Source organism: Algoriphagus aquatilis, from assembly GCF_042657405.1.
Lineage (GTDB): Bacteria > Bacteroidota > Bacteroidia > Cytophagales > Cyclobacteriaceae > Algoriphagus > Algoriphagus aquatilis.
Window position 1 is genome coordinate 113,814 of the sequence record NZ_JBHSKS010000010.1, and the last position, 12,247, is coordinate 126,060.

The 12,247-nt window shown below is 41.9% G+C and carries 10 protein-coding genes; all 10 read right to left on the reverse strand.

From position 1 onward, the window contains the following. Positions 1-3: 3 nt before the first annotated feature. The 10 genes from ACFPIK_RS13225 to cyoE all read right to left on the reverse strand — a co-directional run bounded on the left by ACFPIK_RS13225 (position 4) and on the right by cyoE (position 12,247). The gene (locus ACFPIK_RS13225; protein ID WP_377916035.1) at positions 4-708 is read right to left on the reverse strand and encodes an SDR family NAD(P)-dependent oxidoreductase; all 705 of its coding nucleotides are present in this window, start codon (positions 706-708) and stop codon (positions 4-6) included. Positions 709-770: 62 nt separating this feature from the next. Continuing rightward, a complete protein-coding gene (locus ACFPIK_RS13230) occupies positions 771-4,235 on the reverse strand; it encodes a hypothetical protein (protein WP_377916037.1) in 3,465 nt (1,154 codons plus the stop codon). A 45-nt stretch (positions 4,236-4,280) separates the two neighbouring features. After that, a complete protein-coding gene (locus ACFPIK_RS13235; RefSeq protein ID WP_377916039.1) occupies positions 4,281-7,985 on the reverse strand; it encodes an ATP-binding protein in 3,705 nt (1,234 codons plus the stop codon). Positions 7,986-8,039: 54 nt separating this feature from the next. After that, the gene (locus ACFPIK_RS13240) at positions 8,040-8,285 is read right to left on the reverse strand and encodes a hypothetical protein (protein WP_377916041.1); all 246 of its coding nucleotides are present in this window, start codon (positions 8,283-8,285) and stop codon (positions 8,040-8,042) included. A 29-nt stretch (positions 8,286-8,314) separates the two neighbouring features. Beyond that, entirely contained in the window at positions 8,315-8,872 is a 558-nt protein-coding gene (locus tag ACFPIK_RS13245) for a DUF420 domain-containing protein (protein ID WP_377916043.1), read from the reverse strand. Next, positions 8,856-9,527, reverse strand: a complete 672-nt coding sequence (locus ACFPIK_RS13250) for an SCO family protein (protein WP_377916045.1) — start codon at positions 9,525-9,527, stop codon at positions 8,856-8,858. Before ACFPIK_RS13250 ends, ACFPIK_RS13245 begins: the two co-directional genes overlap by 17 nt. A gap of 74 nt (positions 9,528-9,601) precedes the next feature. Then, entirely contained in the window at positions 9,602-9,931 is a 330-nt protein-coding gene (locus tag ACFPIK_RS13255) for a cytochrome C oxidase subunit IV family protein (RefSeq protein ID WP_377916047.1), read from the reverse strand. Between the two features lie 20 nt (positions 9,932-9,951). Continuing rightward, positions 9,952-10,728 carry a cytochrome c oxidase subunit 3 gene (locus ACFPIK_RS13260; RefSeq protein ID WP_377916049.1) on the reverse strand — a complete coding sequence of 259 codons (777 nt, stop codon included), beginning with the start codon at positions 10,726-10,728 and terminating at the stop codon, positions 9,952-9,954. Positions 10,729-10,756: 28 nt separating this feature from the next. Continuing rightward, positions 10,757-11,338, reverse strand: coding sequence for a cytochrome c oxidase subunit 3 (locus ACFPIK_RS13265; RefSeq protein WP_377916051.1), 582 nt, complete (start codon positions 11,336-11,338; stop codon positions 10,757-10,759). A 3-nt stretch (positions 11,339-11,341) separates the two neighbouring features. Then, a complete protein-coding gene (gene cyoE / locus ACFPIK_RS13270) occupies positions 11,342-12,247 on the reverse strand; it encodes a heme o synthase (protein ID WP_377916053.1) in 906 nt (301 codons plus the stop codon).

The following is a 12,247-nucleotide window of genomic DNA, read 5'->3' on the forward strand; positions in this document are numbered from 1 at the left end:
AGGTTAAATATCTCCAAGTTGGGGGCGGATAATTAGTTCTTCAACAACGGTTTGGGGGGAAAGGTTATAGGCAGCCCAAACACTCTCTGCCACGTCCTCAGCTCGGACAAAACGCTCCATCGGCAAGTCCACTCCAGCCCAGCTATCCGTGAGGGTAGCACCTGGCAAAATGGAGGTTACTTTTACATAATGAGGCTTTAATTCTTCACGCAGACATTTGGTCATGCCGAGCATGGCCCATTTGGATACGGCATAGCTACCACCGTTGGGATAAGCAGTCAGTCCTGCGATAGATCCCATGCTAAAGATATGTCCGGAGCGACGCTGCATCATTTCCTTGGCAAAGGCTCTGCTGAGGTAATAAGCCGAATAAAGATTGGTTTGCATCATAAACTCAAAGTTTCCTTCCGGCTCATCATGGATGGCACCCGGCAGAAAGATTCCTGTATTGTTTACCAAGACATCTGGAATTACCTGAGATTTGACTTTATCCGCAAAGCTGTTTACCTCCTCTTTTTTGGAAAGGTCTGCAGCAATGGCAAGCACCTTGATGTCAGGGTATTTTTCTTCCAGGGATTTTTTCAAAGCTACCAGATCGCCTTCCTTGCGTGCGCAGGTATAGATATCAAAACCCTCCTTCGCAAATCGGTCGATGATCGCTCGTCCAATCCCTTTCGTACCTCCTGTAACCAGGATGCTTTTCCTCATTTGTTTAGCAGTTTAATAATTAGTGTGACAACTAATCAAAGCAAACAAAGTTACATTTTTTTTTAAAACAGCGCGGAAACCTGCATCCTCCCCACGTGGACAATCCGGTCCAAACCTTGGGAGTTTCGACCTTCGTAAACCAGATTAAGCTGAAGTCCAGTACCGATCTTTTGGAGCCAATTGAGTGTCCACGTCACATTGGTTCCTGCAGTAAGGGCTTGAAGCATCTCATAACCTACCGGAGAATTGACCTGACCGTTGTATGCGATCTGTATAAGCTTGAGATTGCCTGATAAGGTGGTTTTGATGGCTTTGGCATAGCGCATGTCCATTCCTACCTGATGAATGTTGGCGAATTCGTTGAATTCAAGGTTTTGGGTATTTTCTTTTTTGGTAAACGCATAATTGCCCGTGATTCTGAAAAATGGAGAAGGCTGCCAAGCCAGTTCAGGTCCGAGCATTCGTTGCCGGATGGTATAATTTCGATTTTCAAGAAAATCAGAAGCAGAAACTCTATTGCCGGTACCGCCTAGAAGTCGTAAGGTAGTGACGGAATTAAAGTTGTAACGAGTATTGAGCTTCCAATCCTGCTGAATCTGATCCTCAAATCCACCGGAAAGCAGCTGCTTCAGCTGAGAATCAAAGAGTGAAAGATCAAAACCGTACTTGGCCGAGGCTCTGTTGAAAAAGAAAGAAGTGCGAATCACCTGTCGGAGCGAAAGGATCTGATCTCGATCCACTCCACCAATAAATGGATTGAGCCTACTGGCAAAATCATCCGATGTCACTTTTTTCTCCACACTCAGGCTGGACGTATTGGAAAACTTATGGAGAAAAGACTTGAATCCACCGACGCTTTTCCACTCCTCCGGAAAACGAGCCTGAATCCGGTAGTTGAGTAGCGTAGTATAAGCCTCCACATAGGTATCGGTCGGGACAAAAATCTTGATGAACAGTTTTTCCTCTGGATTGATTGCAAGGTAAAACTCATTGAGCTGCTGGATTCCGTCACCATTGTCATCCCGCCAAGTATGCGTTCCATCACCATTTGGGGCAGGTAAAAAGATAAACTCCCGCTGCAGCTCTCGACCATTGCCCAAAGCATAGCTGATCTCATTTCGAAGGAGATTTTTTCCCAAAGAACCCGAATAATCCACTTTGCCCAGCACGGTCAATTCTCGAGGAAGATCTCTTTGGAGATATTCCAGTTCCCGATAGGTAAAAGTGCTACTGAGGTTATGGTTGGACCATTGCTTTCGGAAGGTGAAGTTGGAAGTAAAGGCCTCCGTGTCATCTAGCAGCTTTCCACCTAATGGCAACCGATCTTGCCTCCATGCTGCGTCGGCCGAAAAGGCATAATTCAACGTATCATTACTTTTCAAAAAGACAAGATGCTCTTTGAAATTCATGGCTGTACTAAGCACCGAGTCTTGCGCTGCCAATCGGAGTGCGTTTTGGTCCAAAGAAAACTGGTAACCGGGAACAAGGATTTTGGATCGATAGCTCACATTTCCCAAATACCTAACCCAATCGGATTGGAGGGAATCTTTGTCCGAATTCAGTCTAAAAAATTCCTGTTTGACTCCGATTCTCTTTCCCAACTCGGTATTCCAAGTAGCCGCATGCTGAGATCCATTCAGTTTATCAGCACGATTTCTCAGGTGGATTTTGTAGAGAAAGTTGTTTTTGGCGTCTTTGTCCAAGGCCAACTGAGTCCAAAACAACCGCTCTGCCCCTGCCTGCTGCATGTCAAGAGGATCCAATCCCCAATCCCGGTCAAACTCGATGTATCGGAAACGGTCAATGAACGCGAAATTGGTGGAATTGTACTCAAGTTCAGTTTGCGCTTTGAGCTTATACCCTTTCAATACACCAACCTCCCGGTCAGCCGATTGCAGGCCAAGCTTCCAGGCAATTCCCTGATTATCTTCATTTTTTACTTCAGAGAAAAGATTCTTGTCTTGGGAAGAAAGGGCGAGTTCGGTGTAGACTTTTTCATAGTCTCCCAATTTAACTCTTGTACCAGCTGTGGTCATTCGTTTGGAATCGGGCGCGGGAAGCTGGGTCAAAATGGAATAATCTGCCTGAGGCTGCCCATTGATCCTTGGCACAAATTCAAAAACAGTTCCGTTGGAAAGCTGATTCACTCTTTTATAATCACCTTGTCCCATTCCCACTTGGGAAAAACCGAGTACAAAATGAGCTCGTTGAGGATCTGTAGAATAGCGATAAAAGTTAAATGGCCTTCCGAAGTCATCAACATCTTCCACTTTTTCATACATAATCCGCGTAGGATCAAAAGCGATGGAATCAATTCTAGGGATTACCGCATTTTGCGTAGCGTCACCCACAGCGGCTAAAAGTGCCTGTTCTGCAGAAGAAAACTCCGTGAAAAGTGGCCTGTTCCTATTGTCTTTTTCTTGGTAATGATTGAGGTAGAAATCCACCTTTCCATTGGTCTGTAGGTGATTAACTCCAAGAATTGACCTGGAATAATTTCGCTCTGCGAATTCAAAATCTACCCTGACTCTTGAATATTGGGTAATCAAGATCCTCGGAGTAAATGTGATTTCTGCCTGATTGTAATCGATGACATAATCTGCATTGAATCCTCTTTGTAGTAGTTTACCGTCCAAAAAAACCCGTTCGGAATTGGCCATTATGATCACAAATCGCTCTCCATTGGGCCCGCTTACTCGGTAAGGCCCAAGCACACCTTCCAATATGGGTACCTGAACAGAGGCGAATTTTCCTTTGGCCACCGAGGCAAAACCCTGTGTACTCGCCTCCCACTTATCCCCCTGCTGGTATTGAGTGGTGAGCTGGAGACCTTGGACGTTTTTGTAATACCTCAGAAATTCAGACTGACGCTGCTGCAGGACCACGTCACCCGCTGCCAATCTGAACTTATCATTGTACAATTCAATCAGCACATTGTCGAAATCCTGAATTTGCTGGGTATTGCCTTCGGGTTGAAAAGGAACATTTTGATCCGTGATACTCGCTCGGATTTTGAGATTTTCACCAATATCACCTTCGAGCTGAAGATTGAGTGCGGAGTTGACAAAGACATTTTGGGTATTACCAAATGAAACCCCACGAGTGATGCTACCGGTCTTATACAGCGAGGAACTTGGAAAAAGCTCCTCCTGAATGTTCAACTCGGGTGTTTCTTTGATTCGGTTGTCTTTGAATCTAGCTGTGGAATCATAATCCAAGTCTAGCCGACGATTTGCGACCACACGATCAAGTCTGACGTTTAGGGTTTGGTAGCAAATCAGCAAGGAATCAGGTCTTTCCTCCTGTTCAAATTTCACTTGAAGTGACCTGCTCGAAATCGAATAAGTGAAAGGATAGCTTTTGCCAAGACGGTCGGCCACACGAATACTGGCCTCGATGGCTGTAAGTGAGTCTAGTTCAAAGGGAGCTTCTGCCACTGAAGATTTCACCCACTTACATCTTTCCTGAGCCTTGACACCCATCGCCAAAGTCAATAGAGACAGCAGGAAAAAGATTGACCGGAGCATAAGTCCCTTCAAGGCATTTTCTTTCAAGGTACTAAAAAGCCCAAATTATTGAATAAGTGGAAAAGTGAGGTAAAAGGTGGTGCCTTTTCCAAGTTCGGTTTCAAACCAGATTTTTCCACCTGCAGTCTCCACACCGCTTTTAGCGATGGCTAGTCCTAAGCCAGAACCTTGGCTTTTGGTGCTGAAATTGGGAATGAAAATTTTGTCCTTGAGCTCTGGAGCAATGCCCTTTCCGTTATCATTGATTTCCAAAAACACCGCCTGGTCCGTCATCCATAGCCAAATTTTAATCTGCGGGAGTTTACCTGGCTCAACAGCCTGGATCCCGTTGATAATCAAATTGGAGATCACCCTTCCAAACAGCTTATCGTCCCCCATGATCGGAATATCTTCGGTATAGGAATCATCCTGAAACTCAAGTTTTACCCGCTTGTCATTGGTAAATAGGTCCAGCACCTTATTCAGAACCAACTTAAAGTTCATCGGCTCATTTTTTGGCAGCGGCATTTTAGCAAACGTAGAAAAGGAAGAAGCAATACCACTCAACGCATCCACTTGATGAATGAGTGTCTCCAGAGATTTTTTCAATTTATCTTGATCCTCCAGCTTTCCTTCATGACCCAGCCTCAGCAAATGCTGAAGCGTAAGTTTCATCGGTGTAAGGGGATTTTTGATTTCATGGGCTACCTGTTTTGCCATTTCTTTCCAGGCGGATTCCTTTTCAGTAGAAGCAAGGACCTTCTTACTAGCCTCCAGCTTGTAGAGCATGTTGTTGTATTCATTGACCAAAAGCCCGATTTCATCCTTTGATGCCCAATACATCGGTTCGTTATTTTCGAGATTGGTAGCCTTCAGCTTTTGGGTAAGCAGCTTGAAAGGAAGGGTAAGGTTTTTAGAAACAAAAGAAGAAACAATCAGGAAGAGAATGAATATGACCACAAAGGCATTGAAAATATTGCTCAGCACATCCGAAATCAACGAATTCAATTCTGCTTCTGACTCAAAAAAAGGAACTGCTAAAATCGCAACTACAGATTGATCCAATTGGGAAGGCACAGCAAGGTAAACACTTTGGTATCTCAACTTTCCGAGTTGCTCTTCTACCAAAACCTGAGAAAGGTTTTTCTCCTTGATTCCTGCAAGTGCTTGAGGATTGATCTGAGGAGCCAGTATTTTCTTTTCAAAAATGTTGCTTCTATTCGAAGCTTCCAACAAGCCATCTTTAGAGTATAGGTGAATGTCGCTTGCAATGGTATTGGCCAAGGAATTCACTTCTTCATTGAGCAAATCACGGTCAAGTCCATTGGCTCCCTGAGAGCTGAAAAACGACACCAGATTGCTTTGAATCAAGGAAGCTTTCTGAATGTATTGCCTATTGAGGTCATCCCGATAACTTCCCGCAAGCAATCCAATCGTGATGATGGAAATGATAATGATGGGAAAGAAAAAGGCAAAATTGAGGTACAGTTGAAGCTTAGTCGAGTAGTTAAATTCGAATTTTTCATAGCCTTTGAACAGGGTATTGATCAGAATAGCCATGAAGGTCAGAAATACAAAAGCTACAAAAAACAGAGAGATGTTTCCGAAAAACTGGGAAACTGAGAGCGTAGGAGAAGAGATAATAATGACCTCGCTTCCATTGCGAATGCCAAAATGGTGAAATCCCAAGCTGACAATTCCGGAAGTAAAGAGTTGTTCACGCTCGAGCTGATTTTGAAATTCTTCTTGGAAATAGTTGAAAGTACCCGAACTACGAACCAAATCACCTTCTCTAAACAATGCATAATCAAAGGTGATGGGATCAAGCTTTTCAGCGTACTTCTTATCCAGCAATAATTTGGGATACACACTGCCGGGCTGGATTCTCAACTGAATGAGCTCGAGGTAGATAGTCCCCAATAAATTACTGTCCCGAACCACAGGAATAAATGCCACAAACTTATTACTGAGACTAGACTCTTTTCCACGGATAAAGTACAAGTCTCTAACACCGGTAGCGTAATCGCTTTTTACAAAGGATTGCCGCAAAGCCCGAAGATCAGATCCTTCAGAGGGACCAAGGATTTGGGCTCCATTTGATGAAAAAATCCGGATCACTACTTCAAACTGGTCAAAGTAGTTATCCAAATAGATTTTTCTGATTTTAGTTTCGATAGGTTCCTTTGAAAGTAAAGGATCTACCAGACGATTTTGGATAAAAAGATCCGTTTTAAGCCTTGAAAAAATATCATCCAAGAAGAATTCTGTCATGACATCATTTTCAATGAGGTTCTGGTTGGCGTAATTCACTTTTGACTGAATGAGTCGCTCACGCTCAGTCTGAAAAGTGCTAATACCTGAAATGATCGCAGTAATCAAACAGGCATAGAAAAAAGTCAAGAAAGTATCCAATCCAAGGCGGAAGACATTCTGAAACAATTCAAACCTGATGATGGAAAAAAGGAAAGCAAAATGAATGGATGCTGCGAGTCCTACCCAGAAACCAACCAAAAACAACCCGAAAACAACTGGAACAGCTAGTACCACCAACTGTCGATAGAGAATACTTTTTTCTCTTTTGACATGGAGCAAGAGGCTAAACAGTGTCAAACTCAAAAGCACGTAAGCTGCGCCCCACAAAAACAAAATCAAAAAACTAAAGCCTTTGAACCAATCGAATGATGGGATGGATCGGATATCCAAAATCCATTGGGAATTAAAAATCAGATCTCGTGGCAGAAACCATATCAATCCGAAAAACAAGGTTGAAACCAAGTAAACCAAAATACTAGCCTGAGGAATCCGGAGCTTTTCAGCCCAAGCCTTTGCCTTCTCCATGGAGGGCTTTGAGGCGAGTTGGTATATGACCAAACCCAAGATAAAGACAGCACAAACTGTATTTAATACTAAATCTCCCAAACTGGGATTCATCCATGAACTGGCATAATGCGTGGGATCAAATAAGGAAAACTCGAAAAAATCTCCCGGAAAGCCCAGGAGCAGCATTCCAACGCGGATAAAAACAAGGATTACCATTCCGTAACCGATGGTTTGCCATGGGTAACCTTTATTCCATTTCTTCCTCAGGAAATCAAAGCTAAACAGGAAGTACAGCAAAAAGACCGAACAGATAAAAATCAACAGCGGAGTATTGGAAACCCTGCCCACTGATTCAAATCCCAATTGGAAATTGATACCAAATAGAGCTTGACCTGATTTGGTTTTGATTTGGTAATTTCCTTCGTCGGGATTGGAGAAAATCTGGAAACGGTCATTCCCGAAAATCTCCGGATTTGGGCCGGTTTTGATGTAATCATTCTCAATCACACCAGGCCAAATCAGCCGGTAAGCATGCACAAGGAGATATTCGGATGAGTTGCGTTTGATTTTCCGATTTTTGATCAGTAGGGTACCAAATGGATCTTCGATCAATTGAAACTCCTTGTTCAAGTCAAGATTGGAAAAATCAAAACTCAGGGTGTAATCTGACCAATAGAGTAAGTTTTTTTGATCATCCAGAATAAAAAGTGGGTAAGAATAGACCTTACTGCTGATCCGTGAAAAACTAAGGGAGTCTTCGGGACGGATATCCATCAAAACCTGAATGTAATCCTCATCAAATCTCTTGTCGATTTCTTGAACCCGAGTCTCAATGGCTTCGAGGTATTCCTCTTCCTGACTTTTCTGAAAAACGAAAAAATTTAATATCAGAGCAATAAAGAGAATAATGACACTGGAGAGAATCACCAGCGTGCGTAGAGGAAGCTTCATAGTGCCTAAAAATAAAAAAGCAAAGTCTGGTATCAAACTTTGCTCTGGAATCAATTATCTCACAGACAATTTAGCTTTCTTTTTCTTGGCAGTTCGATACCAGAAAAACCCAATCACCGCCGCCATCAAATACGGCATAACAAAGAGATATAAAATCCCATTGTTAAGTCCTGCACCGATGGTAGTTTCTCCATTGCTCACGTTATTTTCTACAGAAGCTCTGCACATCGCACATTGCGCATAAGAGGAAATCCGGATTGCGAACAAAATCAGCAGGAGAATAAATGATTTTACTTTCATGGTTTACTTTTTAAAAAGGCAAGTAGAAATCAATGTGTATAATAGGGAGATATCATCAGGTAGACTACAACGCCTGTCACGGAAACATAAAGCCAAATTGGATATGCAAACTTGACAATTTTTCGATGCTTTTCTCTTTGATCAGTATAGCCATAGTAATATGCAAAGAGGATAGGAAAAAGCGCAATTGCTGCAAAGAGTATATGGGTAATCAACAGGAAATAGTAGACATAACTGATCAGGCCTTCTCCACCAAAGGAAGTACTTTCAGCAGAAGCATGGTAGATTACATAGGAAACCAAGAAAATTGCGCCTAGTACAAAAGCCACACTCATGGTGGCACCATGAAGCTTGTATTTTTTTTGTTTCACAAAAACAATAGCAAGTATCAGTGCCAATGAAGCAGCAGTGTTAATTACGGCATTCAAGTGAGGAAGAAAAAACACCCAATCACCCAAAGAAGTGATTTTAGCTGGCATAAATAATAGAACTGCCACTGCGAGTGGAATAAGAACAGAAATGAATACGATCCAATTTTGGACCTTTTCTTCTTTTGGAAGTGCATTGGGACTAGTTGCCTTTGCCATACAATAAGACTTTTGTTTCTAACATTAGTAAATCGACATCCTCACGATTTGTTCCGGAATAATACCCTCTAATTCTACCCAATTCATCGACTAGGATAAATTTATCACTGTGGACAAAATCATCTGGAACTCCATTTCCATCCAAAGTTGGTAAAACAAAACCACATCTGGCAAGCTGATAGGTAAGATCTTTTGGGCCAGTGAGAAAATGCCATTTACCTGTAATGGCATTGTGTTCATCTGCATAGGACTTCAAAATCTCTGGAGTATCGTACTCAGGATCAATACTGATAGACATGATTTGCACATTGGGTTCATCTCTAAACATGTCATTCACTCGCTCCATTTCTCTTGACATGACAGGGCAGATGCTGGGACAGGAAGTAAAGAAAAAATCAACAATGGTTACTTTCCCTTCCATTTCTTTCCTTCCAACTGCCTTTCCTTCTTGGTTGGTAAAAGTAAAATCAGGTATAAAGTGTTGGGTGGTATCTCCGATAGGACATTCCAAAAAGGGATTGTCTACACCCTTTTCGAAAAAAACCGGGAGATCGTACTCATTTTTCCCAAATCCCCTCAGAAACATAAATATCAAGACAGGAATCAAAAGGATACAAACCAGTACCATTCCCTGCAATAATCTTAATCCTCGCATAATGCCTATTTAACAAAAAAGTAGGTTGAAGTGATTCACTCCAACCTACTTTTATTATCTGTCAATTTTAAATATTACCATCTCATCAAGAAGATATCAGAACCTTCTTTGATAAGAGCAATTACCAACCATACTAAGAAAATCAACGGAACGATGATGGAATAGAAAAGCGGCTTTACCTCATCACCAAGGTGCATAAATTCCATCATGATGTATTTAGCCTTCCAAATAGTCAGAATGATAAAGAGCGCATAAAGAATGATCCCTCTGTCCATGGTAAAAGCCATGATAAATTCTGCAACTGTGATCGCCAACAGGATACCTGCAGTTTTCCAGATTTTCTTGATTTTTTCCTCGTTTCTAGGCTCTACTTGAAGTGTAGATTTAGTGTCTTGAATTTCCATATTTCAATGAGGTTGAAGGCTTAGATCAAATAGAATAAAGTAAATACGAATACCCAAACAAGGTCAACGAAGTGCCAATAGAGTCCAATTTTCTCTACCATTTCGTAATGTCCTCTTTTGTCATAAACTCCAACAGCAGCCTGATAGAAGCATAGGAACAGCAAAAAGACACCGATAGTAACGTGAAATCCATGGAATCCGGTAATGAAGAAGAATAATTGGGCAAAGGCAGAAGGACCATATTCATTTACCATAAGATTGGCTCCAAAAACGGTTTCCGTCACATTTTGTCCCAAACCGTTAACATAGGTGAGGACAGAACCAGCATCAGTACCATGGATAAAGTGGGACCATTCCCAAGCCTGACAGCTCAAAAAGGTAATACCACCAAGCAGGGTCCAAAGCATCCATTTTACTACGTCACCTCGGTCATTTCTGTGTCCTGCTTCAACTGCAAGTACCATGGTAACGGAGCTTGCAATCAATATGAAGGTCATGATACCCACAAAAACAAGAGGAGCATGAACACCATGAAGGAACGGAACAGCCTCAAAAACCAATTCCGGAATAGGCCAGTACTCATTAGAACCCACAAAACTTTCTGCCGGACCAGCATAAGAAGGATAGCTGACACGAATTGCCAAATAGCTAATCAGAAATGCAGCAAAAGTGAAAATGTCGGAGAGCAGGAAAAACCACATCATGAGTTTTCCATAACTAGCTTTCAGGGGTTCATTACCTCCACCCCAAACGCCTCTTTTCGAGCTTACTCCAATAGCAGTAGAATGCGCAGACATAAGTAATTAATTAGTACCAGGTTTTATTTTAATGATTCAACAGCAAGAACATAAACAGATAAAGCCACAACCCACCAAGGAAATGCCAATAAGTAGTTGCCATTTCCATTGTATTTAATGCTTTGGAATGCACCTTTAGTCTGAAGGTCGAAATTAGCACAATAATCAGAAATATCACACCGCTGATCAGGTGAACAGCATGCAATCCCGTAAAAACATAAAGGAAAGAACCTGCAGGATTTCCCACGAAAAAAACATCTCGATCAACCAAAGCGACCCAACTGTACCACTGTCCTACAAGAAATGCAATTCCAAGAATCACAGTAGTCAACATTCCTACACGAAGAGCAATGAAATTGTCCTTCTTTGCAGAAAAGTAAGACCACTGTAAAGAAATGGAACTCAGGACTACAATTCCTGAAGTAATCCAAAATATTTCAGGAAGTTCATACTCAAGCCAATTGCCTTCGGCTTGCCTTACAATGTAAGCACTTGTCAAAGCGGCAAAGATCATCACCACAGTGACCATGAACAGCCAAAGAGCAAACTTCTTTGGGTGCATGCTGATAGGCTGTTCTACTATATTTATATATTTTAATTCTTTCTCCATGATTTAAGGCATTTTGTCTAATAAATAGGCAATCTGAACTATAGGCAGATAAAGAAAAGAACCAAACATGATTTTTAAAGCTGATTTTCTAGAGCAATCTCTCATCAGAGAAAAGGTCTGCGCCAGAAACAAAACTCCACAAATAGTCGCTACAATCCCGGAGTTTAGTCCGGTCAATCCAAAATAACTTGGAAGTAAGCCCAAGGGAAGGAGAAACAAAGTATAAATCATGATTTGAATAGCTGTATTGAGGTCTTGACCTCCACCACTGGGCAAAAGTTTAAAACCAGCCCGCTTATAATCCTCATCACTCACCCATGCGATCGCCCAAAAATGAGGGAATTGCCAAATGAATTGAATACCAAAAATAATTAAAGCTTCATAAGTGATTTCTCCAGTAGCAGCAGTCCAACCCAATAAAGGAGGCATGGCACCAGGAATAGCACCTACGAATACTGCTATGGGACCGACTCGTTTTAAAGGGGTATAAGCAAAAACATAAAGCACCATGCTGAGAATACCCAACCAAGTGGTAAGAGGATTGGTAAAAAACCAAAGAAGGAAAATACCCAACAGTGCCACCAATGAGGTGAACCAATAGGCTTCTTGGAGAGAAATTATTTGCAAGGGAAGAGGTCGATTTTGGGTACGTTTCATCAACTTATCCAAATCCCTCTCCATGATTTCATTTGCAGCTCCAGAAGCACCAGAAATAAGAAATCCTCCCAAAGCAAGGCCAAGAAACCCAGCCCATCCAAAACTAACACCTCTATCTCCTAAAATAAATCCAAATACCGCAGAAAAAGTGACCAAAGCCGAAAGTCTCAATTTTATGAGATCAGAATAGGCTTTGATCCTTGTAAGGATCAAGGAGGAAAGTGAATGATCAGCTACATTAACCGTAGGCAT

Coding starts and splice junctions, on each gene's coding strand:
- ACFPIK_RS13265 (WP_377916051.1), bottom strand. CDS start 11,338: ATGGAGAAAGAATTAAAATATATAAATATAGTAGAACAGCCTATCAGC.
- ACFPIK_RS13225 (WP_377916035.1), bottom strand. CDS start 708: ATGAGGAAAAGCATCCTGGTTACAGGAGGTACGAAAGGGATTGGACGA.
- cyoE (WP_377916053.1), bottom strand. CDS start 12,247: ATGCCTACGGTTAATGTAGCTGATCATTCACTTTCCTCCTTGATCCTT.
- ACFPIK_RS13245 (WP_377916043.1), bottom strand. CDS start 8,872: ATGGCAAAGGCAACTAGTCCCAATGCACTTCCAAAAGAAGAAAAGGTC.
- ACFPIK_RS13240 (WP_377916041.1), bottom strand. CDS start 8,285: ATGAAAGTAAAATCATTTATTCTCCTGCTGATTTTGTTCGCAATCCGG.
- ACFPIK_RS13230 (WP_377916037.1), bottom strand. CDS start 4,235: ATGCTCCGGTCAATCTTTTTCCTGCTGTCTCTATTGACTTTGGCGATG.
- ACFPIK_RS13255 (WP_377916047.1), bottom strand. CDS start 9,931: ATGGAAATTCAAGACACTAAATCTACACTTCAAGTAGAGCCTAGAAAC.
- ACFPIK_RS13235 (WP_377916039.1), bottom strand. CDS start 7,985: ATGAAGCTTCCTCTACGCACGCTGGTGATTCTCTCCAGTGTCATTATT.
- ACFPIK_RS13260 (WP_377916049.1), bottom strand. CDS start 10,728: ATGTCTGCGCATTCTACTGCTATTGGAGTAAGCTCGAAAAGAGGCGTT.
- ACFPIK_RS13250 (WP_377916045.1), bottom strand. CDS start 9,527: ATGCGAGGATTAAGATTATTGCAGGGAATGGTACTGGTTTGTATCCTT.